General features: G+C 72.0%; 19 protein-coding genes. 17 read left to right on the top strand and 2 right to left on the bottom strand.

Features of this window, described 5'->3' with window-relative positions:
- The first annotated feature begins 24 nt into the window (after window positions 1–24).
- The 14 genes from pyrR to DEJ47_RS05805 all read left to right on the top strand — a co-directional run bounded on the left by pyrR (window position 25) and on the right by DEJ47_RS05805 (window position 16,690).
- A complete protein-coding gene (pyrR, locus tag DEJ47_RS05870) occupies window positions 25–597 on the top strand; it encodes a bifunctional pyr operon transcriptional regulator/uracil phosphoribosyltransferase PyrR (protein ID WP_150165595.1) in 573 nt (190 codons plus the stop codon).
- Between the two features lie 83 nt (window positions 598–680).
- On the top strand, window positions 681–1,661 hold the full coding sequence (locus DEJ47_RS05865) for an aspartate carbamoyltransferase catalytic subunit (protein ID WP_150165593.1): 981 nt from the start codon (window positions 681–683) through the stop codon (window positions 1,659–1,661).
- A 2-nt stretch (window positions 1,662–1,663) separates the two neighbouring features.
- On the top strand, window positions 1,664–2,950 hold the full coding sequence (locus DEJ47_RS05860) for a dihydroorotase (protein WP_150165591.1): 1,287 nt from the start codon (window positions 1,664–1,666) through the stop codon (window positions 2,948–2,950).
- Window positions 2,947–3,540: a hypothetical protein gene (locus DEJ47_RS05855; protein WP_150165589.1), complete on the top strand. Its 594-nt coding sequence runs from the start codon at window positions 2,947–2,949 to the stop codon at window positions 3,538–3,540. The genes DEJ47_RS05860 and DEJ47_RS05855 overlap by 4 nt, the downstream gene beginning before the upstream one ends.
- A complete protein-coding gene (carA, locus tag DEJ47_RS05850) occupies window positions 3,537–4,679 on the top strand; it encodes a glutamine-hydrolyzing carbamoyl-phosphate synthase small subunit (RefSeq protein WP_150165587.1) in 1,143 nt (380 codons plus the stop codon). Before DEJ47_RS05855 ends, carA begins: the two co-directional genes overlap by 4 nt.
- Entirely contained in the window at window positions 4,672–7,980 is a 3,309-nt protein-coding gene (gene carB / locus DEJ47_RS05845; RefSeq protein ID WP_150165585.1) for a carbamoyl-phosphate synthase large subunit, read from the top strand. The genes carA and carB overlap by 8 nt, the downstream gene beginning before the upstream one ends.
- Before the next feature lie 72 nt (window positions 7,981–8,052).
- Complete coding sequence (locus DEJ47_RS05840) at window positions 8,053–9,168, top strand: quinone-dependent dihydroorotate dehydrogenase (RefSeq protein ID WP_150165583.1); 1,116 nt, start codon at window positions 8,053–8,055, stop codon at window positions 9,166–9,168.
- Window positions 9,165–10,010: an orotidine-5'-phosphate decarboxylase gene (gene pyrF / locus DEJ47_RS05835; protein ID WP_161237998.1), complete on the top strand. Its 846-nt coding sequence runs from the start codon at window positions 9,165–9,167 to the stop codon at window positions 10,008–10,010. The genes DEJ47_RS05840 and pyrF overlap by 4 nt, the downstream gene beginning before the upstream one ends.
- 255 nt (window positions 10,011–10,265) lie before the next feature.
- Window positions 10,266–10,592: an integration host factor gene (locus DEJ47_RS05830; protein ID WP_055564204.1), complete on the top strand. Its 327-nt coding sequence runs from the start codon at window positions 10,266–10,268 to the stop codon at window positions 10,590–10,592.
- 38 nt (window positions 10,593–10,630) lie between these two features.
- Window positions 10,631–11,224 (top strand): guanylate kinase, encoded by a 594-nt coding sequence (gene gmk / locus DEJ47_RS05825; RefSeq protein WP_150165581.1) that lies wholly within the window; start codon window positions 10,631–10,633, stop codon window positions 11,222–11,224.
- Between the two features lie 26 nt (window positions 11,225–11,250).
- On the top strand, window positions 11,251–11,523 hold the full coding sequence (rpoZ, locus tag DEJ47_RS05820) for a DNA-directed RNA polymerase subunit omega (RefSeq protein WP_005319902.1): 273 nt from the start codon (window positions 11,251–11,253) through the stop codon (window positions 11,521–11,523).
- A gap of 57 nt (window positions 11,524–11,580) precedes the next feature.
- The gene (coaBC, locus tag DEJ47_RS05815) at window positions 11,581–12,825 is read left to right on the top strand and encodes a bifunctional phosphopantothenoylcysteine decarboxylase/phosphopantothenate--cysteine ligase CoaBC (RefSeq protein ID WP_150165579.1); all 1,245 of its coding nucleotides are present in this window, start codon (window positions 11,581–11,583) and stop codon (window positions 12,823–12,825) included.
- A gap of 357 nt (window positions 12,826–13,182) precedes the next feature.
- Complete coding sequence (gene metK, locus DEJ47_RS05810) at window positions 13,183–14,391, top strand: methionine adenosyltransferase (RefSeq protein WP_150165577.1); 1,209 nt, start codon at window positions 13,183–13,185, stop codon at window positions 14,389–14,391.
- A gap of 112 nt (window positions 14,392–14,503) precedes the next feature.
- Entirely contained in the window at window positions 14,504–16,690 is a 2,187-nt protein-coding gene (locus tag DEJ47_RS05805; protein WP_150165575.1) for a primosomal protein N', read from the top strand.
- Window positions 16,691–16,778: 88 nt separating this feature from the next.
- On the opposite strand, the gene DEJ47_RS05800 is transcribed toward DEJ47_RS05805, so the two are convergent.
- Window positions 16,779–17,333 (bottom strand): hypothetical protein, encoded by a 555-nt coding sequence (locus tag DEJ47_RS05800; protein WP_150165573.1) that lies wholly within the window; start codon window positions 17,331–17,333, stop codon window positions 16,779–16,781.
- Window positions 17,334–17,637: 304 nt separating this feature from the next.
- On the opposite strand from DEJ47_RS05800, the gene fmt reads away from it, so the two are divergent.
- The 3 genes from fmt to DEJ47_RS05785 all read left to right on the top strand — a co-directional run bounded on the left by fmt (window position 17,638) and on the right by DEJ47_RS05785 (window position 21,500).
- Window positions 17,638–18,582, top strand: coding sequence for a methionyl-tRNA formyltransferase (gene fmt / locus DEJ47_RS05795; protein ID WP_150165571.1), 945 nt, complete (start codon window positions 17,638–17,640; stop codon window positions 18,580–18,582).
- A 34-nt stretch (window positions 18,583–18,616) separates the two neighbouring features.
- On the top strand, window positions 18,617–20,059 hold the full coding sequence (locus DEJ47_RS05790; RefSeq protein ID WP_150165569.1) for an RsmB/NOP family class I SAM-dependent RNA methyltransferase: 1,443 nt from the start codon (window positions 18,617–18,619) through the stop codon (window positions 20,057–20,059).
- Between the two features lie 109 nt (window positions 20,060–20,168).
- On the top strand, window positions 20,169–21,500 hold the full coding sequence (locus tag DEJ47_RS05785) for an MFS transporter (RefSeq protein ID WP_150165567.1): 1,332 nt from the start codon (window positions 20,169–20,171) through the stop codon (window positions 21,498–21,500).
- On the opposite strand, the gene DEJ47_RS05780 is transcribed toward DEJ47_RS05785, so the two are convergent.
- On the bottom strand, window positions 21,497–23,608 hold the full coding sequence (locus DEJ47_RS05780; RefSeq protein ID WP_150165565.1) for an MMPL family transporter: 2,112 nt from the start codon (window positions 23,606–23,608) through the stop codon (window positions 21,497–21,499). The two genes, DEJ47_RS05785 and DEJ47_RS05780, sit on opposite strands and share 4 nt — an antisense overlap.
- Between the last annotated feature and the right edge of the window lie 96 nt (window positions 23,609–23,704).

Below are 23,704 nucleotides of genomic sequence, written 5' to 3'. Positions count from 1 at the left end.
GGCGGAGAAGGAGGTCCGTTTCATATGGACACGCAGGACACCAAAGACTCCGCTGTCGCGCGCCCCGTACTCGAGGGCCCCGACATCGCGCGGGTTCTGACCCGCATCGCCCACGAAATCGTCGAGCGCGCCAAGGGCGCCGACGACGTGGTCCTCCTCGGCATCCCCACCCGTGGCGTCTTCCTCGCCCGCAGGCTCGCCGAGAAGCTCGAAGAGATCACCGGCCGCGCGATCCCGGTCGGTTCCCTCGACATCACCATGTACCGCGACGACCTGCGCATGCACCCCCCGCGCGCGCTGGCCCGCACCGACATCCCCGGTGACGGCATCGACGGCCGCCTGGTCGTCCTCGTCGACGACGTGCTCTTCTCCGGCCGCACCATCCGCGCCGCCCTCGACGCGCTGAACGACATCGGCCGCCCCCGCGCCGTGCAGCTCGCCGTTCTCGTCGACCGCGGCCACCGCGAACTGCCCATCCGTGCCGACTACGTGGGCAAGAACCTCCCCACGTCGCTGCGGGAGACGGTCAAGGTGCAGCTCGCCGAGGAGGACGGCCGCGACGCCGTGCTGCTCGGCGCCAAGCCCGCCTCCGCGTAACCGGTTTCCCACCTCACGGGCCCAGGGGCACACCCCTGTGCGCCCGCGCGCCCGCAGACCTCCACACACCGGAGTACACGCAGATGATGCGACACCTCATCTCGGCCGCCGACCTCTCCCGCGACGACGCCGTCCTCATCCTCGACACGGCCGAGGAGATGGCGCGCGTCGCCGACCGGCCGATCAAGAAACTGCCCGCCCTGCGCGGCCGCACCGTGGTCAACCTCTTCTTCGAGGACTCGACCCGGACCCGGATCTCCTTCGAGGCCGCAGAGAAGCGCCTCTCCGCCGACGTCATCAACTTCGCCGCCAAGGGCTCCAGCGTCTCCAAGGGCGAGTCCCTGAAGGACACCGCGCAGACCCTGGAGGCGATGGGCGTCGACGCCGTCGTCATCCGCCACGGCGCCTCCGGGGCGCCCTACCGCCTGGCGACCTCCGGCTGGATCGACGCCGCCGTCATCAACGCGGGTGACGGCACCCACCAGCACCCCACCCAGGCCCTGCTCGACGCCTTCACCATGCGGCGCCGCCTCGTCGGCCCCGACGCGGGCCTCGGCCAGGACCTGGCCGGCAAGCACATCACCCTGGTCGGCGACATCCTGCACAGCCGCGTCGCCCGCTCCAACGTCGACCTGCTGTACACCCTCGGCGCCGAGGTCACCCTCGTCGCCCCGCCCACCCTCGTGCCGGTCGGCGTCGAGCAGTGGCCCTGCGAGGTCAGCTACGACCTGGACCGGGTGCTGCCCAAGTCCGACGCCGTGATGATGCTGCGGGTGCAGCGCGAGCGCATGAACGCCGCGTTCTTCCCCACCGAGCGCGAGTACTCCCGCCGCTACGGCCTGGACGGCGAGCGCATGGCGAAGATGCCCGAGCACGCCATCGTCATGCACCCCGGCCCGATGGTCCGCGGCATGGAGATCACCGCCGAGGTCGCCGACTCCGACCGCTGCACGGTCGTCGAGCAGGTCGCCAACGGCGTCTCCATCCGCATGGCCGTCCTCTACCTGCTTCTGGGCGGCAACGAGCCCGCCGTCACCCACACCCGTTCCGAGGAGAGCAAGTAAGCATGAGCAAGATCCTGATTCGTGGTGCGAAGGTGCTCGGCGGCGAGACGCAGGACGTCCTGATCGACGGCGAGACCATCGAGGCCGTGGGCGCGGGACTCTCCGCCGACGGCGCCGAGACCGTCGAGGCCGACGGCAAGGTGCTCCTGCCGGGCCTCGTCGACCTCCACACCCACCTGCGCGAGCCGGGCCGCGAGGACTCCGAGACCGTCCTCACCGGCACCCGCGCCGCCGCCTCCGGTGGCTACACCGCCGTGTTCGCCATGGCCAACACCTTCCCCGTCGCCGACACCGCCGGCGTCGTCGAGCAGGTCTACCGCCTCGGCAAGGAGTCCGGCTACTGCGACGTGCAGCCCATCGGCGCCGTCACCGTCGGCCTCGAGGGCAAGAAGCTCGCCGAGCTCGGCGCCATGCACGAGTCCGCCGCCGGGGTCACCGTCTTCTCCGACGACGGCAAGTGCGTCGACGACGCCGTGATCATGCGCCGCGCCCTGGAGTACGTGAAGGCCTTCGGCGGCGTCGTCGCCCAGCACGCGCAGGAGCCGCGGCTCACCGAGGGCGCCCAGATGAACGAGGGCGTCGTCTCCGCCGAGCTGGGCCTCGGCGGCTGGCCCGCCGTCGCCGAGGAGTCGATCATCGCGCGGGACGTGCTGCTCGCCGAGCACGTCGGCTCGCGGGTGCACATCTGCCACCTGTCGACCGCCGGATCCGTCGAGATCGTGCGCTGGGCCAAGTCCCGCGGCATCGACGTCACCGCCGAGGTCACCCCCCACCACCTCCTCCTCACGGATGAGCTGGTGCGCTCCTACAACCCCGTCTACAAGGTCAACCCGCCGCTGCGCACCGAGCGCGACGTGATGGCGCTCCGCGAGGCCCTCGCCGACGGCACGATCGACATCGTCGCCACCGACCACGCCCCGCACCCGCACGAGGACAAGGACTGCGAGTGGGCCGCTGCCGCCATGGGCATGGTCGGCCTGGAGACCGCCCTGTCCGTGGTGCAGCAGACGATGGTCGAGACCGGCCTGCTCACCTGGGAGGCCGTCGCCGACCGGATGTCCTTCAAGCCCGCGGCCATCGGCGGAGCCGCCGGTCACGGGCGCCCCGTCTCGGCAGGTGAGCCCGCGAACCTCGTCCTGGTCGACGCCGATTACCGTGGGGCAGTGGACCCCGCGGGCTTCGCCTCGCGCAGCCGCAACACGCCCTACGAAGGCCGTGAGCTGCCGGGCCGCGTCACGCACACGTGGCTCCGGGGCCGGGCCACGCTCGTCGACGGGAAGCTCACGTGACATCACTTCTGGAACTGGCCGCCGACAAGGAATCGGCGGAGGTGACCGACTGGGCCGCGCGCCTCGGCTGGGTCGTCGGACTCCTGCTCTTCATCGCGCTCGTCTACTGGCTGATGCGCGAGGGCTGGAAGTGGCGCGGCACGCTCCAGGGCGACCTGCCCGAGCTGCCCACCGCGCCGAGCGACCCGGGTCCGGCCAGACTTGAGCTGAGCGGCCGGTACCACGGCTCGACCACGGCCGGGCAGTGGCTCGACCGCATCGTGGCGCACGGCCTGGGCACCCGCAGCCGCGTCGAGCTGACGCTCACCGACGCGGGCCTGGACGTCGTACGCCCCGGCGCGACCGACTTCTTCATCCCGGTCGCACAGCTGCGCGAGGCCCGTCTCGACAAGGGCATCGCGGGCAAGGTCCTCACGGAGGGCGGTCTCCTGGTCGTCACGTGGGAACACGGCGGGAAGCTGCTCGACTCGGGCTTCCGCTCGGACCAGGCGGCCGAACAGACCGAGTGGGTCGAGGCGCTCAACGACATGGTCGGTTCGCCCCACGACACGAACGACAAGAACAGCACTACGGAAGGCACCGCACGATGACGACCTCCACCAGGGGAGCCAGCAAGGTTCCCGCCGTACTCGTCCTGGAGGACGGCCGCATCTTCCGTGGTCGCGCCTACGGGGCCGTGGGGGAGACCTTCGGCGAAGCGGTGTTCTCCACCGGCATGACCGGATACCAGGAGACCCTGACCGACCCCTCGTACGACCGCCAGATCGTGGTCGCCACCGCGCCGCAGATCGGCAACACGGGCTGGAACGACGAGGACGACGAGTCGGCCCGCATCTGGGTCTCCGGCTACGTGGTCCGCGACCCCGCCCGCATCCCCTCGAACTGGCGCGCAAAGCGTTCGCTCGATGACGAGCTGGCCGCCCAGAACGTCGTCGGCATCAGCGGCATCGACACCCGTGCCCTCACCCGCCACCTGCGCGAGAGCGGCTCCATGCGCTCCGGCATCTTCTCCGGCGAGACGCTGCCGGCCGACGCCGAGCTCGTCGAGCGCGTCAAGGCCCAGCCCCAGATGAAGGGCGCCAGCCTCTACGAGGAGGTCGCCACCAAGGAGGCCTACGTCGTCCCCGCGGTCGGCGAGAAGCGGTTCACCGTCGCCGCCATCGACCTCGGCATCAAGGGCATGACCCCGCACCGCATGGCCGAGCGCGGCATCGAGGTCCACGTGCTGCCCGCCACGGCCACCGAGGAGGAGGTGTACGCCGTCGCCCCCGACGGAGTCTTCTTCTCCAACGGCCCCGGCGACCCGGCCACCGCCGAAGGTCCCGTCGCGCTCATGACCGCCGTGCTGAAGCGGAAGACGCCCCTGTTCGGCATCTGCTTCGGCAACCAGATCCTCGGCCGCGCCCTCGGCTTCGGCACGTACAAGCTGAAGTACGGCCACCGCGGCATCAACCAGCCGGTGCAGGACCGCACGACCGGCAAGGTCGAGGTCACCGCGCACAACCACGGCTTCGCCGTCGACGCGCCCCTCGACAAGGCCAGCGAGACCCCCTTCGGCCGCGCCGAGGTCTCCCACGTCTGCCTCAACGACAACGTGGTGGAAGGCCTCCAGCTGCTCGACCAGCCGGCCTTCTCCGTCCAGTACCACCCCGAAGCGGCTGCCGGCCCGCACGACGCCGCCTACCTCTTCGACCGCTTCGTAACCCTGATGGAGGGCCAGCGTGCCTAAGCGCTCCGATATCCAGTCCGTCCTGGTCATCGGCTCCGGCCCGATCGTCATCGGCCAGGCCGCCGAGTTCGACTACTCCGGCACCCAGGCGTGCCGCGTCCTCAAGTCCGAGGGCCTGCGCGTCATCCTCGTCAACTCCAACCCGGCGACGATCATGACCGACCCGGAGATCGCCGACGCCACGTACGTCGAGCCGATCACCCCCGAGTTCGTCGAGAAGATCATCGCCAAGGAGCGCCCCGACGCGCTGCTGCCCACCCTGGGCGGCCAGACGGCCCTCAACACGGCCATCTCCATGCACGAGCAGGGCGTCCTGGAGAAGTACGGCGTCGAACTCATCGGCGCCAACGTCGAGGCCATCAACAAGGGCGAGGACCGCGACCTCTTCAAGGGCGTCGTCGAAGAGGTCAAGAAGAAGATCGGGCACGGCGAGTCCGCCCGCTCGTACATCTGCCACTCCATGGACGACGTCCTCAAGGGCGTCGACGAGCTCGGCGGCTACCCCGTGGTCGTCCGCCCCTCCTTCACCATGGGAGGCGCCGGCTCCGGCTTCGCGCACAACGAGGAAGAGCTGCGCCGCATCGCGGGCCAGGGCCTCACCCTCTCGCCGACCACCGAGGTGCTCCTGGAGGAGTCCATCCTCGGCTGGAAGGAGTACGAGCTGGAGCTGATGCGCGACAAGAACGACAACGTCGTGGTCGTCTGCTCCATCGAGAACTTCGACCCGATGGGCATCCACACCGGCGACTCGATCACCGTCGCGCCCGCGATGACGCTGACCGACCGCGAGTACCAGATCCTGCGGGACGTCGGCATCGCGATCATCCGCGAGGTCGGCGTCGACACCGGCGGCTGCAACATCCAGTTCGCGGTCAACCCCGAGGACGGCCGGGTCATCGTCATCGAGATGAACCCGCGCGTGTCCCGGTCCTCCGCGCTCGCCTCCAAGGCCACCGGCTTCCCGATCGCGAAGATCGCCGCCAAGCTGGCCGTCGGCTACACGCTGGACGAGATCCCGAACGACATCACCGAGAAGACGCCGGCCTCCTTCGAGCCGACCCTCGACTACGTGGTCGTCAAGGCCCCCCGGTTCGCCTTCGAGAAGTTCCCGAGCGCCGACTCCACCCTCACCACCACCATGAAGTCGGTCGGCGAGGCCATGGCCATCGGCCGCAACTTCACCGAGGCCCTCCAGAAGGCGTTGCGCTCCCTGGAGAAGAAGGGCTCGCAGTTCACCTTCGTCGGCGAGCCCGGTGACAAGGCCGAGCTGCTGCGCGAGGCGGTGCGCCCCACCGACGGCCGCATCAACTCCGTCATGCAGGCCATCCGCGCGGGCGCCACGCCCCAGGAGGTCTTCGACGCGACGAAGATCGACCCCTGGTTCGTCGACCAGCTCTTCCTGATCAAGGAGATCGCGGACGAGCTCGCCGCCACCGAGCGCCTCGACGCCGACGTCCTGGCCGAGGCCAAGCGGCACGGCTTCTCCGACGCCCAGATCGCCGAGATCCGCGGCCTGCGCGAGGACGTGGTGCGCGAGGTGCGCCAGGCCCTCGGCGTCCGCCCGGTCTACAAGACGGTCGACACCTGCGCCGCCGAGTTCGCCGCCAAGACCCCGTACTTCTACTCCTCGTACGACGAGGAGAGCGAGGTCGCGCCCCGCGAGAAGCCCGCGGTCATCATCCTCGGCTCGGGCCCGAACCGCATCGGCCAGGGCATCGAGTTCGACTACTCCTGCGTCCACGCCTCCTTCGCGCTCAGCGACGCGGGCTACGAGACCGTGATGGTCAACTGCAACCCCGAGACCGTCTCGACGGACTACGACACCTCCGACCGTCTGTACTTCGAGCCGCTCACGCTCGAGGACGTCCTGGAGATCGTCCACGCCGAGACGCAGGCGGGCCCCGTCGCGGGCGTCATCGTCCAGCTAGGCGGCCAGACCCCGCTCGGCCTCTCGCAGGCCCTCAAGGACAACGGCGTGCCCGTCGTCGGCACCTCGCCCGAGGCCATCCACGCCGCCGAGGACCGTGGTGCCTTCGGCCGCGTGCTCGCCGAGGCCGGCCTCCCCGCGCCCAAGCACGGCACCGCCACGACGTTCGCGGAAGCCAAGGCGATCGCCGACGAGATCGGCTACCCGGTCCTGGTGCGCCCGTCCTACGTGCTCGGCGGCCGCGGCATGGAGATCGTGTACGACGAGACCCGGCTCTCGGCGTACATCGAGGAGTCGACGGAGATCAGCCCCTCGCGGCCGGTCCTCGTCGACCGCTTCCTCGACGACGCCATCGAGATCGACGTGGACGCGCTCTACGACGGCGAGGAGCTCTACCTCGGCGGCGTCATGGAGCACATCGAGGAGGCCGGCATCCACTCCGGCGACTCGGCGTGCGCGCTGCCGCCGATCACGCTCGGCGGCTTCGACATCAAGCGCCTGCGCGCCTCCACGGAGGGCATCGCCAAGGGCGTCGGCGTGCGCGGACTGATCAACATCCAGTTCGCCATGGCGGGCGACATCCTCTACGTCCTTGAGGCCAACCCGCGCGCCTCGCGCACCGTCCCCTTCACCTCGAAGGCGACCGCGGTGCCGCTGGCCAAGGCCGCCGCGCGCATCTCTCTCGGCGCGACCGTCGCCGAGCTGCGCGCCGAAGGCATGCTCCCGGCCGTCGGCGACGGCGGCACGCTCCCCATGGACGCGCCGATCTCCGTCAAGGAGGCCGTCATGCCGTGGTCGCGCTTCCGCGACATCCACGGCGCGGGCGTCGACACCGTCCTCGGCCCGGAGATGCGCTCCACGGGCGAGGTCATGGGCATCGACTCGGTGTTCGGCACCGCGTACGCCAAGTCGCAGGCGGGCGCCTACGGACCGCTGCCGACCAAGGGCCGCGCCTTCATCTCCGTCGCCAACCGCGACAAGCGCTCGATGATCTTCCCGGCACGTGAACTGGTCGCGCACGGCTTCGAGCTGTTCGCCACCTCCGGCACGGCCGAGGTCCTCAAGCGCAACGGCATCAACGCCACGGTCGTGCGCAAGCAGTCCGAGGGCGAGGGCCCCAACGGTGAGAAGACCATCGTCCAGCTCATCCACGACGGCGGCGTCGACCTCATCGTCAACACCCCGTACGGCACCGGCGGCCGTCTCGACGGCTACGAGATCCGCACGGCAGCCGTCTCGCGTTCCGTGCCGTGCCTGACGACCGTCCAGGCCCTTGCCGCGGCCGTCCAGGGCATCGACGCGCTGAACCACGGCGGCGTGGGCGTCCGATCGCTCCAGGAACACGCGGAACACCTGACCGCGACCCGCGACTAGCAGCCCACAAGGGGGACACCAAAACGGTGTCCCCCTTCTGGTGAGCACACCTGAGGACCCCTGAGGACCCCTATGTACAAGCTGTTCTTCCATCTCGTCTTCAAGCGCATGGACCCGGAGCAGGCCCATCACATGGCCTTCCGCTGGATCCGCCTCGCGGCCCGCATCCCCGTGCTGCGCACCTTCGTCGCGGCCGTCCTCGCGCCCCGGTACAAGGAGCTGCGCACCGAGGCCCTCGGGCTGCGGATGCACGGCCCCTTCGGGCTCGCCGCGGGCTTCGACAAGAACGCCGTCGCGATCGACGGAATGTCGATGCTCGGCTTCGACCACATCGAGATCGGCACGGTCACCGGCGAGCCGCAGCCCGGCAACCCCAAGAAGCGGCTCTTCCGCCTCGTCCCGGACCGCGCGCTGATCAACCGCATGGGCTTCAACAACGAGGGCTCCGCGGCCGTCGCGGAGCGCCTGGCCACCCGTACGCCCGTCTTCAAGACCGTCGTCGGCGTGAACATCGGCAAGACCAAGGTCGTCCCCGAGGAGGAGGCGGCCGCCGACTACGTGAAGTCCACCGAGCGGCTCGCTCGCCACGCCGACTACCTCGTCGTCAACGTCTCGTCGCCCAACACCCCGGGCCTGCGCAACCTCCAGGCCACCGAGTCGCTGCGGCCCCTCCTGACCGCCGTGCGCGAGGCCGCCGACCGCAGCGTCGAGGGCCGCCGCGTCCCGCTGCTCGTCAAGATCGCGCCGGACCTGGCCGACGAGGACATCGACGAGGTCGCCGACCTCGCCGTCGAACTCGGCCTGGACGGCATCATCGCCACGAACACCACCATCGCCCGCGAAAGCCTCGGCCTCGCCTCCGCACCCGCCCTCTACGGAGAGGCCGGAGGGTTGTCGGGCGCGCCCCTCAAGGAGCGCTCCCTGGAGGTCCTCAGGCGCCTCTACGCGCGCGTGGGGGACCGGATCACGCTCGTGGGTGTCGGCGGCATCGAGAACGCCGAGGACGCCTGGCAGCGCATCCTCGCGGGCGCCACCCTCGTCCAGGGCTACAGCGCCTTCATCTACGAAGGGCCCTTCTGGGGCCGAGCCGTCCACAAGGGCCTCGCCGCGCGCCTGCGCACGAGCCCGTACGCCACCCTCGCCGACGCGGTCGGCGCCGATGTCCGGAAGCCCGAGGTCACCGCATGAGCCCCCTGGAGCCCTTCGGTACGCGCCTGCGCCACGCCATGGACGAGCGCGGCCCCCTGTGCGTCGGCATCGACCCGCACTCCTCGCTCCTGACCGCGTGGGGCCTGAACGACGACATCGCGGGCCTTGAGCGGTTCACACGCACCGTCGTGGAGGCGCTCGCCGGGACCGTCGCGGTGTTCAAGCCGCAGAGCGCGTTCTTCGAGCGCTTCGGGTCGCGCGGCATCGCCGTCCTGGAGAAGGCCGTCGAGGAGTTGCGGGCGGCCGGCGCCCTGATCGTGATGGATGCCAAGCGCGGCGACATCGGCTCCACCATGGCCGCGTACGCCGAGACCTTCCTGCACAAGGACTCGCCGCTGTTCAGCGACGCGCTCACCGTCTCGCCCTACCTCGGCTACGGCTCCCTGAAGCCGGCCGTCGACCTGGCGCGCGAGAACGGCGCCGGGCTCTTCGTGCTCGCCCTCACCTCCAACCCCGAGGGCGCCGAGGTGCAGCACGCGGTGCGTGAGGACGGCCGCACGGTCGGCGCCACGGTCCTCGGGCACCTCGCCGCCGAGAACGCGGGGGCGGAGCCCCTCGGATCCTTCGGAGCGGTCGTCGGTGCCACGCTCGGGGACCTGTCCTCGTACGACCTGGCGATCAACGGCCCGCTGCTCGCCCCCGGCATCGGCGCCCAGGGCGCGACCCCGGCCGACCTTCCCTCGGTGTTCGGCGCGGCGGTGCGCAACGTCGTCCCGAACGTCAGCCGGGGAGTGCTGCGGCACGGACCCGACGTCACGGGCCTGCGGGACTCCGCGACGCGCTTCGCGGACGAGATCAGGGCGGCCGTCGACCCGCGCTGAGCGGGCGAACAGGGCCTGTCCTTATGTTTCCTTGACGGCTCCCCGGCCAAAACCGGGGAGATATGCCCGATATGTACGGCTCGGCGCAGGCTGACCAGGACTTTTCGTCTGTTCTCGCTGACTCTGGCGGCCATGCCCGCTAGTCTCCGACGAGAGCGAACGGGCAAGCGCGTTGCACGTTGCTCACCAGGTGTGGGGCGACTAGGTTCCTCACCGGTCCGTATCCGACAGTTCGACATCCGAGGTGACGTAGGCGTGGCTCTTCCGCCCCTTACCCCTGAACAGCGCGCAGCCGCGCTCGAAAAGGCCGCCGCGGCTCGCCGGGAGCGGGCCGAGGTCAAGAATCGACTCAAGCACTCCGGTGCCTCGCTTCATGAGGTCATCAAGCAGGGCCAGGAGAACGATGTCATCGGCAAGATGAAGGTCTCCGCCCTCCTGGAGTCCCTGCCGGGCGTGGGCAAGGTCCGTGCCAAGCAGATCATGGAGCGTCTTGGCATCTCCGAGAGCCGCCGTGTGCGCGGTCTCGGCTCCAACCAGATCGCGTCGCTCGAGCGAGAGTTCGGTGGGGGTGCCGCCGGCTGATGTTCTCAGGCACTCCTGAGAACCTGGATAATCGCTGCATGGCTGCAACATCCCGGGGGACGACCCCCGTGCCCCCGGACGTACGTCCGCGGCTGACCGTGCTCTCCGGCCCCTCCGGGGTCGGCAAGAGCACGGTCGTCGCTCATATGCGCAAAGAACACCCCGAGGTCTGGCTCTCGGTCTCGGCCACCACTCGCAAGCCGCGGCCCGGTGAGAAGCACGGTGTCCAGTACTTCTTCGTCTCCGACGACGAGATGGACAAGCTCATCGCCAACGGCGAGCTCCTGGAGTGGGCCGAATTCGCGGGCAACCGCTACGGAACCCCCCGTCGCGCGGTCCTCGACCGCCTGGAGGCGGGCGAGCCCGTCCTCCTGGAGATCGACCTCCAGGGCGCCCGCCTGGTGCGCGAGTCGATGCCGGAGGCGCAGCTCGTCTTCCTCGCCCCGCCGAGCTGGGACGAGCTGGTCCGTCGGCTCACCGGCCGCGGGACGGAGGCGCCCGAGGTCATCGAGCGCAGGCTCGCCGCCGCCAAGGTGGAGCTCGCCGCCGAAGCCGAGTTCGATACGACGCTTGTCAACACCTCCGTCGAGGACGTGGCCCGTGAGCTGCTAGCCTTGATGAAAGTTCTTTGATCTTTACACCCATCGGAAGGCAGAGAGTGTCCTCTTCCATCACCGCGCCCGAGGGCATCATCAACCCGCCGATTGATGAGCTGCTCGAAGCCACCGACTCGAAGTACAGCCTCGTGATCTACGCCGCCAAGCGCGCGCGCCAGATCAACGCGTACTACTCGCAGCTCGGTGAAGGCCTCCTGGAGTACGTCGGCCCCCTCGTGGACACGCACGTCCACGAGAAGCCGCTCTCGATCGCGCTCCGCGAGATCAACGCGGGCCTGCTGACGTCCGAGGCCATCGAGGGCCCGGCGCAGTAAGCAGCACGTACCTTCACCACAGGCCCGGCAGTACGACTGCCGGGCCTGTGGTGTGTCATGGAGCAGTACGCATCCGAGTGCGGGGAGACAGTGGCAGTGGCCGAGAAGCCGAAGGTAGTCCTGGGGGTCAGCGGCGGCATCGCCGCCTACAAGGCGTGCGAGCTGCTGCGGCGGCTCACCGAGTCCGGCCATGACGTACGCGTCGTGCCGACCGCGTCCGCGCTGCACTTCGTCGGCGCCGCGACGTGGTCCGCGCTCTCCGGCAACCCCGTCTCCACCGAGGTCTGGTCCGACGTCCACGAGGTGCCGCACGTCCGCATCGGCCAGCACGCCGACCTCGTGATCGTCGCCCCCGCCACCGCCGACATGCTCGCCAAGGCGGCCCACGGACTCGCCGACGACCTGCTCACCAACACGCTCCTGACCGCTCGCTGTCCGGTGGTCTTCGCCCCCGCCATGCACACCGAGATGTGGGAGCACCCCGCGACCCAGGAGAACGTGGCCACACTCCGTCGCCGCGGCGCCCTCGTCGTCGAGCCCGCCGTCGGCCGCCTCACCGGTGTCGACACCGGCAAGGGCCGCTTCCCGGACCCCGTGGAACTCTTCGAGGTCGTACGCCGCGTCCTCGCCCGCGGAGACCTGGCCCAGGACCTCGCCGGCCGCCACGTCGTCGTCAGCGCGGGCGGCACCCGGGAACCCCTCGACCCGGTCCGCTTCCTCGGCAACCGCTCCTCGGGCAAGCAGGGCTACGCGCTCGCCCGCAGCGCCGCCGCCCGGGGCGCCCGCGTCACGCTCGTCGCCGCCAACGCGGCGCTGCCCGACCCGGCAGGCGTCGACGTCGTACCGGTCGGCACCGCCGTGCAGCTGCGCGAGGCCGTCATCAAGGCCGCGGCCGACGCCGACGCCGTGGTCATGGCCGCCGCCGTCGCCGACTTCCGCCCCGAGACGTACGCCACAGGAAAGATCAAGAAGAAGGACGGCCAGGAGCCCGCGCCGATCGCGCTGGTCCGCAATCCCGACGTTCTCGCCGAGATCGCCGGGGAGCGCCCCCGCCCCGGCCAGGTGATCGTCGGCTTCGCCGCCGAGACCGACGACGTGCTGGCCAACGGCCGCGCCAAACTCGCCCGCAAGGGCTGCGACCTGCTGGTCGTCAACGAGGTCGGCGAGCGCAAGACGTTCGGCTCCGAGGAGAACGAGGCCGTCGTGCTCGGCGCGGACGGCAGCGAGACGCCGGTGCCGCACGGCCCCAAGGAGGCCCTCGCGGACACGGTCTGGGACCTGGTCGCACAGCGCCTCGCCTGACGGCGGCGCGGCACTGTCCCGGGGCGCTGTCCGTGCTCCCCGTCGCACCCGTCTCACCATCCGGAACTCGGTCATATTCGAGCACCTGTCTTGACGAGGTGTCCGCGGGCAGGGCTCAATGTCATCTTCGCCTCATCGGGCGCCTCAAACCCGGCAAAATCGGGCGCGAGGTTTCCCGGCGAGGGCCGATCGTCGTACCGCGCAACGCAGTGTCGCAGGTCACAGGGCTCCCAAGTGGCGAGACATGTGGTCCGGCGGCCGAGTGTGACCGATAAACTGGTCTCGGACGACGCCGGGCGCAGCTCCCGGCCGTCCACCCATGATCAGCCAGCAGCCGCTGCAACCACAGGGAGCGATGTGTCCCGGCGCCTCTTCACCTCGGAGTCTGTGACCGAGGGTCACCCCGACAAGATCGCTGACCAGATCAGCGACACCATTCTCGACGCGCTTCTGCGGGAGGACCCGACCTCCCGGGTCGCCGTGGAGACGCTGATCACCACGGGCCTCGTCCACGTGGCCGGCGAGGTCACGACGAAGGCGTACGCGCCGATCGCGCAGCTCGTGCGCGACAAGATCCTCGAGATCGGTTACGACTCCTCGAAGAAGGGCTTCGACGGCGCCTCCTGTGGTGTCTCGGTGTCCATCGGCTCGCAGTCCCCCGACATCGCGCAGGGCGTCGACACGGCGTACGAGCAGCGCGTCGAGGGCGACGAGGACGAGCTCGACAAGCAGGGCGCGGGCGACCAGGGCCTGATGTTCGGCTACGCCTGCGACGAGACCCCGGAGCTCATGCCGCTCCCGATCCACCTCGCGCACCGCCTCTCGCGCCGCCTCTCCGAGGTCCGCAAGAACGGGACCATCCCCTACCTGCGCCCCGACGGCAAGACCCAGGTCACCATCGAGTACGACGGCGACAAGGCCGTCCGTCTCGACACGGTCGTGGTCTCGTCCCAGCACGCCTCGGACATCGACCTGGACTCGCTCCTGGCCCCCGACATCCGCGAGTTCGTGGTCGAGCCCGAGCTGAAGGCTCTCCTCGAGGACGGCATCAAGCTGGAGACCGAGGGCTACCGCCTGCTGGTCAACCCCACCGGCCGCTTCGAGATCGGCGGCCCGATGGGCGACGCCGGCCTGACCGGCCGCAAGATCATCATCGACACCTACGGCGGCATGGCCCGGCACGGCGGCGGCGCCTTCTCGGGCAAGGACCCGTCCAAGGTCGACCGCTCGGCCGCCTATGCGATGCGCTGGGTCGCCAAGAACGTCGTCGCCGCGGGCCTGGCCTCCCGCTGCGAGGTCCAGGTCGCGTACGCGATCGGCAAGGCCGAGCCCGTGGGTCTCTTCGTCGAGACGTTCGGCACGGCCACGATCGACACGGACAAGATCGAGACGGCCATCGGCGAGGTCTTCGACCTCCGTCCGGCCGCGATCATCCGCGACCTCGACCTGCTCCGCCCGATCTACTCCCAGACCGCCGCGTACGGCCACTTCGGCCGGGCGATCCCCGACTTCACGTGGGAGCGCACGGACCGCGTGGAGGCGCTGCGGAAGGCGGCGGGGCTGTAGTTCCCGCCCTCACCAGGTCACGGTCGAGGCCCGGTACCCCTGCGGGGGTGCCGGGCCTCGGCGTTGTCGCGGCCGTGCGGCCGTGTCAGTGCGGTCTGGTAGGAATGCAGCTGTGAGCAGGGAGAACGAGGGGTTCGAGGGTGGGGGGGCCGAGGAGCCGGAGCAGCTTGCGCTGATCCGGGAGTCGGTGCGCAGGGCCAAGGTGCCGCGCGCCAAGCCCCGGACCTGGCGGGGAGCCGCGCTGGCCAAGGAGCTGCCGGTCGCGCGGGTGCTGGTGGACAAGGGCGTGCTGCATCTCGACCGCTATTTCGACTACGCCGTGCCGGAGGAACTGGACGCCGAAGCACAGCCCGGGGTGCGGGTCCGGGTGCGGTTCGGGGCCGGGTCGCGGAACGTGCGGGAGGGGCGCCGCGAGGGAGGCGGGCTGATCGACGGGTTCATCGTCGAGCGGTGCGCGGAGACCGACTACAACGGACCGTTGGCGGCGCTGGCGCAGGTCGTCTCGCCTGAGCCGGTGCTCGACTCCGGGCTCCTGGAGCTGGCGCGGGCCGTGGCGGACCGCTACGCGGGCAGCCTCGCCGACGTCCTGCAGCTCGCGGTACCGCCCCGGCACGCGCGCGCCGAGGCCAAGGCGGCCCCCGAGCCGCCCGCCCCGCCGGCCGCGCCCGAACCGGGGAGCTGGGGGAGGTACGGGCACGGCGTCGAATTCCTGCGCTCCCTTGCCTCGGGGGGCGCGCCCCGCGCCGTGTGGACGGCGCTGCCCGGACCCGAGTGGGCCGAGGAGATCGCCCGAGCCGTGCAGGCCACCCTCGCGTCGGGGCGGGGTGCCCTCGTCGTCGTGCCGACCGGGCGGCCCGCCGCGCGCGTGGACGCCGCGCTGAACCGGCTGCTCGGTCCGGGACAGCATGCGCTGCTCACCGCCGACGCCGGGCAGGAACGGCGCTACCAGGAGTGGCTGGCCGTGCGGCGCGGGACCGTGCGGGCCGTCGTCGGCACCCGGGCCGCCATGTTCGCGCCCGTGCGGAACCTGGGGCTCGTCGTCGTCTGGGACGACGGGGACTCCAACCACAGCGACGACAGGGCACCGTTCCCGCATGTGAGGGAAGTGCTCGAGCTGCGGGCCACGCGGGACAAGTGCGGTTTTCTGCTCGGGAGTTGGAGCTGCACGGTCGAGGCGGCGCAGCTCGTCGAGAGCGGGTGGGCCGCGCCGCTCGTCGCCGACCGCGAGCAGGTGCGGGGCGCCGCGCCGCTCGTGCGGACCGTGGGCGACCTGGACCTCGCGCGCGACGAGGCGGCGCGGGCCGCGCGGCTGCCGACGCTGGCGTGGCAGGTCGCACGGGAGGGGCTGAAGCACGGACCCGTGCTGGTGCAGGTGCCCCGGCGTGGTTACGTGCCGCGGCTCGCCTGTGAGCGGTGTCGTGAGCCGGCCCGGTGCAGGCATTGTGCGGGGCCGCTGGAGGCGCAGGGGAGCGGGGCCGCGCTGCGATGCGGCTGGTGCGGGGTGGAGGAGGCTTCCTGGCACTGCGAGTCCTGCGGCGGGTTCCGGCTGCGCGCGCAGGTCGTCGGGGCGCGCAGGACCGCGGAGGAGCTGGGCCGGGCGTTTCCCGCGGTGCCGGTGCGGACGTCGGGCCGTGAGCAGGTGCTCGACACGGTTCCGGGGGCACCGGCGCTGGTGGTGAGCACACCGGGCGCGGAGCCCGTCGCCGAGGGCGGTTACGCGGCTGCCCTGCTGCTCGACGGCTGGGCCATGCTGGGCCGCCCCGACCTGCGGGCCGGCGAGGACGCGCTGCGGCGCTGGGTCGGCGCCGCGTCACTGGTCCGGCCGCAGGGCGCGGGCGGCACGGTGGTCGTCGTGGCCGAGCCGACCCTGCGGCCCGTGCAGGCGCTGGTGCGGTGGGACCCGGTGGGCCACGCGGTACGTGAGCTCGCGGAACGCGCCGAGCTGGGCTTCCCGCCGGTGTCGCGCATGGCGTCGGTGTCCGGCCCGCCGGAGGCGCTGGCGGAGTTCCTGGGCGGTGCCGAACTGCCGGGGGACGCGGTGGTGTTGGGGCCGGTTCCGGTGCGGGGCGGTGCGCCCGGCCCAACCGGTTCCGCAGCGGCGCGGCGCGGCGCCGGTGTGCCGCCCGGTCCCGAGCCGTGGGAACGCGTGCTCATCCGGGTGCCGCCGGGCAGCGGGGCCGCACTCGCCGCTTCGCTGAAGACGGCACAGGCCGCGCGGATGGCGCGGGGCGCGAAGGGCGCGCGGGAGGCGGGGGGAGAGCCTGTGCGCGTGCGGGTGGACCCATTGGACATCGGGTGAGCCGAGGGTGCGTGGACGTTACCCGCGCAGGAAGCTGCCCCCTCGTCCTTGGCGGAGGCGCGAGAGGGCAGCGGTCGGTGGGGTGGGGTCAGCCGTTGCGCGGGCCGGGGAAAGCCGTCGGCCGGGGCTCCTCGCGGAGCGTGGGGCTGCCCGCCGTGGGCTGCGTCGGCATCGTGCGGGCCGCGGGCACGGACGGCAGCGGTACGCCGACCGGGAGGGGGCGCGTCGCCGTCGACGTGACCGTGGGCGCCGGGGTCTCCGCCGCGCGCTCCGCCTCGGCCGCCGCCTGCGTGGTGGCCCGTCGCGCGCCGTAACGACGGTGGACCGCCTGCTTGGTGACGCCGAGGGCCGAGCCCACCGCGTCCCACGAGAACCCCAGCGAGCGGTCGAAGTCGACCGCCGCCGTGACCAGCGTCTCGACGCTGTCCCGGAGTTCCTGGGCGAGACGGACGGTCGGGGCGGGGGCCCGCCCGTACACGACGAAGCCCGCGGACGGGCTGGAGCGGCGCGGGCGGTAGACGTTGCCGAGCTGCGCGGTGAGGGTGCGCAGCGCGTCCACCTGCCGCCGGACCCGCTCGATGTCCCGTACCAGGAGGTGCAGGCTGGCCCGTGCCTGGGCGTCGTGGGTTGCGTGGTCGGCCATGAACAAGCCTCTCGAACCGGCGTTGAAAAGGATCGGGCCGCGTCGGCGGCCCGTTGTGGTCAACTCTTTCTTGACCAACGCGCTAGTTCGTGTGGGGTCACGGTGCAGGGGCGTATATGCATATGCACAGGGCGCGCGGCGCTTCGTACGCCCCCGGCAGCGCACAGCGTCCGCGGCGTCGGCAAGACCGGCTCGGGCGGGGTCCGTGCGCGGCCCATAGACTGGTGTGCTGCCGTCGCCCACCCGTCGACCACGGCGATTCGCCCACCGACCACCACTGACCAGAGATCCGAGGTACCCCTCAGTGAAGCTTGTCTTCGCCGGCACTCCCGAGGTCGCCGTCCCCGCACTGGACGCCCTGATCGCCTCCGACCGGCACGAGGTGGCCGCCGTGGTGACCCGCCCGGACGCGCCCGCCGGGCGGGGCCGCAGGCTGGTCGCGAGCCCGGTCGCGGAGCGCGCCGAGGAGGCCGGCATCGAGGTGCTGAAGCCCGCGAAGCCGCGCGATGAGGAGTTCCTGGCGCGGCTGCGCGAGATCGGCCCCGACTGCTGCCCCGTCGTCGCGTACGGCGCGCTGCTGCCGAAGACCGCCCTGGACATCCCGGCCCGCGGCTGGGTCAACCTGCACTTCTCGCTGCTGCCCGCCTGGCGCGGTGCCGCGCCGGTGCAGCACGCGGTGATGGCGGGCGACGAGATCACCGGGGCCTCGACGTTCCTGATCGAGCAGGGCCTCGACTCCGGGCCCGTGTACGGGACGGTCACCGAAGCGGTGCGGCCCACCGACACCAGCGGGGACCTGCTCACGCGTCTCGCGTTCGCGGGCTCCGGGCTGCTCGTCGCGACCATGGACGGCATCGAGGACGGCACCCTGCAGGCGGTGCCGCAGCCCGCCGACGGCGTCACCCTCGCCCCGAAGATCACCGTCGAGGACGCCCAGGTGGACTGGGCGGCGCCCGCGATGCGCGTGGACCGCGTCGTGCGCGGCTGCACCCCCGCGCCCGGCGCCTGGACCGTCTTCCGCGGCGAGCGGCTGAAGATCATCCAGGCCGCGCTCGTCCAGGACCGCACCGACCTCGCGCCCGGCGAGATCTCCGCCGCCAAGAACAACGTGTACGTCGGTTCCGGTTCGCACGCCGTCGAGTTGCTCTGGGTCCAGCCGCAGGGCAAGAAGCCGATGCGCGGCGCGGACTGGGCGCGCGGGGTCCGGATCGCCCCGGGTGAGCGCATGGGGCCCGGCGACGTAGGCTGAGTGGGTTCGGACCCATTCCAGCAGCGGAGCACCTTTGAACGACCAGCCGAACCGGCGACCCCGTAAACCGTCGGGGAAGTCCGGCAAGCCCTACCGCCGCCCGCAGAAGGACCCCGTCCGCTTCCTCGCCTTCGAGGCGCTGCGGGCGGTCGACGAGCGCGACGCGTACGCCAACCTCGTCCTGCCGCCCCTCCTGCGCAAGGCGCGCGAGAAGGGCGACTTCGACGCGCGGGACGCGGCGCTCGCCACCGAGCTGGTCTACGGAACGCTCCGCCGCCAGGGGACGTACGACGCGATCGTCGCGGCCTGCATCGACCGGCCGCTGCGCGAGGTCGACCCGCCCGTCCTCGACGTGCTCAACCTCGGGGTGCACCAGCTGCTCGGCACGCGCATCCCGACCCACGCCGCCGTCTCCGCCTCGGTGGAGCTGGCCCGCGTGGTGCTCGGCGACGGACGCGCCAAGTTCGTCAACGCCGTGCTGCGCAAGGTCTCCCAGGACGACCTCGACGGCTGGGTGCAGAAGGTCGCGCCGCCCTACGACGAGGACGCCGAGGACCACCTCGCCGTCGTCCACTCGCACCCCCGCTGGGTCGTCTCGGCGCTGTGGGACTCCCTCGGCGGCGGCCGCGCCGGCATCGAGGACCTGCTGGAGGCGGACAACGAGCGGCCCGAGGTGACACTCGTGGCGCGCCCCGGCCGCACCACCGCCGACGAACTGCTCGACTCCGTCGGCGAGGACTCCGCGCTGCCCGGACGCTGGTCGCCCCACGCCGTGCGGCTCAGCGAGGGCGGCGAGCCCGGCTCCCTGGAGGCCGTGCGCGAAGGGCGCGCGGGCGTGCAGGACGAGGGCAGCCAGCTGGTCGCGCTCGCACTCGCGAACGCCCCGCTCGAAGGACCCGACGAGAAGTGGCTCGACGGCTGTGCGGGACCCGGCGGCAAGGCGGCCCTGCTCGCCGGCCTCGCCTCCCAGCGCGGCGCCGCGCTCCTCGCCGCGGAGAAGCAGCCGCACCGGGCCGGCCTCGTCGCCCAGGCACTGGCCGGGAACCCCGGCCCCTACCAGGTCGTCGCGGCCGACGGCACCCGCCCGCCGTGGCGGCCCGGCACGTTCGACCGCGTCCTGATGGACGTGCCCTGCACGGGACTCGGCGCCCTGCGCCGCCGCCCCGAGGCCCGCTGGCGCCGCCGCCCGCAGGACCTGGACGGCTTCGCCCCGCTCCAGCGCGGCCTGCTGCGCACGGCGATGGAGTCGGTGCGGGTCGGCGGCATCGTCGGATACGCCACGTGCTCCCCGCACCTCGCCGAGACACGGGCCGTCGTGGACGACGTCCTCAAGCACGGCGGCGGCGCCGAACTCGTCGACGCGCGGCCCCTGCTGCCGGGCGTCCCGGCGCTGGGCGACGGACCCGACGTACAGCTGTGGCCGCATCTGCACGGCACGGACGCGATGTATCTGGCGCTGATCCGGCGCACCGCCTGACGGCTTCGGAGACCGAGCCGTACGACTCGCTCCCTCGGATGGCTGACCGTCCGGGGGAGGCTGGCGCGCCCGGCGTGCGCGGGCCCGGCGCCGACCTAGAGTCACCGGGATGAAGCCGGTCAGCGCGGCGCCGCCGGATCCGACGGAGCCCCGGACCGATGTGCGGAACAGGTGGCGGGCCCGGCTGCGCGAGGCTGTCGTGCCGCTCGCCCGGCGCGGCTTCCGGCTGCACTGGTGCGGCTATCTGTTGTCGTGGGCGGGCTCGGCCGTCGCGCCGCTGGCTCTCGCGTTCGCCGCGCTCGCCACCGGCGGCGGACCGCAGGCCCTGGGGATCGTGCTCGCGGCCGGTGTCCTGCCGCAGATCGTTCTGCTGCCGGTCGGCGGCGTGATCGCCGACCGGTACCGCCGCGTGCGCGTGATGGTGTGGTCCAACGTCGTCTGCGCGCTCGCCGAGACGGCGGCCGCGTGTCTGATCTGGTCCGGCGTCGTCCACACGTGGCAGCTCGCGGTCACGTCGGGGGTCTGCGGTGCCGCGGGCGCCTTCTTCGCTCCGGCGGCGGACGGCGCCGTCGTCCAGGTGGTGCCGGCCGAGCAGCGGCGTACGGCCAACGCACTCCTGAAGTTCGGGCAGAACGTGGGGAAGATGGCCAGCCCGGCGCTCGGCGGTGTGCTCATCGCCGCGGCGGGCCCCGCCCTGGCGCTCGTCTGGGACGCGGTCACGTTCGCGGTGTCGGCCGTGCTGTTCGCGCGGATCAACGTGGACAGGGCGGCCGTACGTCCGGACGTCGCGTCGCCACGGCAAGGGCGGCCGGGCACGGGTCTGCGGGGCGAGATGGGCCGCGGCTGGCAGGAGGTGTGGCAGCGGCGCTGGCTGGCGGTGATGGTGTGTCAGGCCGCCGTGACCGGCTCCGCGTGGCTGGCGGGATATCAGATGCTGGGGCCCCTGTACGCGCAGCGGGTCCTCGGCGGGGCCGCGCTGTGGGGCGTGGTCGTGTCCGCGTTCACCGGCGGCCTGATCGCGGGGGCCGCACTGGCCCTGGCGTGGCGGCCGTCCGCCGCGGGCGCCGTCGTGTGCGGCGGGACCGTGCTGCTGGCCCTGCCCCTCGCGGCGATGGCCGTCCGCGCCCCGCTGCCCGCGCTCGTGGCCGCGTTCGTCGTGGCGGGCGCGGGCCTGGAACTCGCCATGGTCGTATGGCTCTCCCTGTTGCAGGAACGCATCCCGGGCGACCGTCTCAGCAGGGTCCTGTCGTACTCGACGCTCGGCCAGATGCTGCCCGTCCCCGTCGCGTACCTCCTCACCGGACCCGTCGCGGCCGGGTTCGGGCTGCACACCACCCTCGCGTGGGCCGCGGCCGTGGTCACGGCCGCGGCGCTGCTCCCGCTGGTCCTGCCCCAGGTGCGCCGCCTCACCATCCCCGTGCGGGCGGCGAAAAGGGCCTAGTCACCACGGCGTGCCAGTGGATGCGGCCACCACACCTTCGGGCCGACGTCCAGGAACAGTGCCGTCACCAGGACCGAACGTACGACGAAGGTGTCCAGCAGGACGCCGAGCGCCACCGCGAAGCCGATCTCGGCGAACGCCACCATCGGGAGCGTGCCGAGTGCGGCGAACGTGCCCGCGAGGACAAGGCCCGCCGACGTGATCACCGCGCCGGTCGCGGCGAGACCGGTCAGGACGCCCGCGCGCGTTCCCTGGCGGCCCGCCTCCTCACGGATGCGGGTGGACAGGAAGATGTTGTAGTCGATGCCGAGCGCCACCAGGAACACGAAGACGAAGAGCGGGAAGTCCGTGGGCTCGCCCGCGTAGTCGAAGAGGTGGCGGAAGGCCAGCGCGCTGAGGCCGAGGGCCGTCGCGAAGGACAGGACCACCGTCGCGATGAGGAGCAGCGGGGCCACCACCGCGCGCAGCAGCACGGCGAGGATCAGCAGGACCACGGCCAGCACCAGGGGGATGATCAGTTTGTTGTCGTGGGCCGTGGCGCGGTCCATGTCGAGAAGGGCCGCCGTGCCGCCGCCCACCCGCGCGTCCGCGCCGGGCACGGCGTGGACGGCGTCGCGCACCCGCTCCACCGTCCGTTTCGCGGCCGCGCTGTCCGACGGGTCGGTCAGCGTCGCCTCGAACAGCACCTTGCCGTCGTGCTCGGCCTTCGTCCCCGGCGGCCGAGCGACACTCGCGGGCACCACGCCACGGGTGTCCCGTACGGCGCGGGCCACGGCGTCGTCCTGTGCCTGGCCGGCCACGATCACCAGCGGATCGCCGGAGCCCGCGGGGAAGTGCCGGGCGAGCACCTCCTGGCCGGTGATCGAGTCCGGCTTGTCGGTGAACGCGTCCGCGTTGCTGAGGCCCTCGGCCCGCAACTGCAGGAGTCCGAGCGAGAGCAGGGCGAGGGCCGCCGCCGTGACGCCCCAGATCAGCCGCGGGCGGCGGTCGATGCGGCGGCCCGTGCGCGCCCACAGGCCGCGTTCGGTCGGCTCGGGGGAGCCGACGTGCGGGATCAGCGGCCAGAAGAACCACCGGCCGAAGATGACGAGGAGGGCGGGGAAGAGCGACAGCATCGCCAGGAGCCCCACGGTGACGCCGATCGCGGCGACCGGGCCGAGGCCGCTCGTCGAGTTCATCTCGGCGGCCAGCAGCACGAGCATGCTCAGGACGACCGTCGCGCCCGACGCGAGGACCGCGGGGCCCGCCCGGTGCAGGGCGAGGGCCATCGCCTCGTGACGGTCCTCGTGGCGGCGCAGTTCTTCGCGATAGCGAGCGACCAGGAGGAGCGCGTAGTCGGTCCCCGCGCCGAAGACGAGGACCGTCAGAATGCCCGCGCTCTGCCCGTTGACCGTCAGGTCCGCGTGCTCCGCGAGGAGGTAGATGAAGGCCTGGGCGGTGAACAACGCGGTGATCACGGAGAGCAGCGGGGCGAGCAGCAGGGTCGGGCTGCGGTAGGTGAACAGGAGGATGACGATCACGATGCCGGCCGCCGCGAGCAGCAGCGTCGAGTCGATGCCCTCGAAGGCCTCGGCCGAGTCCGCGCCCGTGCCGCCGGGTCCGGTGATGTGCACGGCCAAGCCGTCGCCGCCGTCCCCGACCCGCTCCCGGATGCTGTCGACGGCGGGGCCGATGCGCTCCCAGCTCTCGGCGTCCATGGTGATCGGGACGTACACCTGGGCCGCCTCCGGGCCCGCCTTCTCGTCGTACAGAGGACCGCGGGTCTCGGCGCCGCGGATGCCGTGGACGCGCAACTCCTTGGCCTGGCGGACGTCCTGCGCGATCTGTACGCGGTCCGCCGCGGTGAGGCCGCCTTCGCGGGCGTACACGATGATCGCGGGGACCACCTCGGGCCTGAACTCGGCCGAGATGTCCAGGACTTGGGTCGATTCGGCGGAGCCGGGCAGCCATGACTCCGCGTCGTTCTCCTGGGCGTCGGTGAGCTTCTGGGCCAGGGGCGCCGCGACGATGATCACCACCAGCCAGAACAGCACCACCAGCCACTTGGTGCGCCGCCCGCACACCAGCCACGCGACGCCGCGCCGCTCCCGCCGCCATTCCTCCGCCATGGCTTCCCCCCGCTCGCCGTGCGCGGTGCCGCTGGACCGTCCAGCATGGCACTCGGCACGCGGTCGCGGGAGCCGCTGTGCCCATGCGGTGGACTG

The organism is Streptomyces venezuelae, from assembly GCF_008642355.1.
In the GTDB taxonomy this organism is placed as follows: domain Bacteria; phylum Actinomycetota; class Actinomycetes; order Streptomycetales; family Streptomycetaceae; genus Streptomyces; species Streptomyces venezuelae_B.
This window is presented reverse-complemented; position numbering and strand designations above follow the sequence as displayed.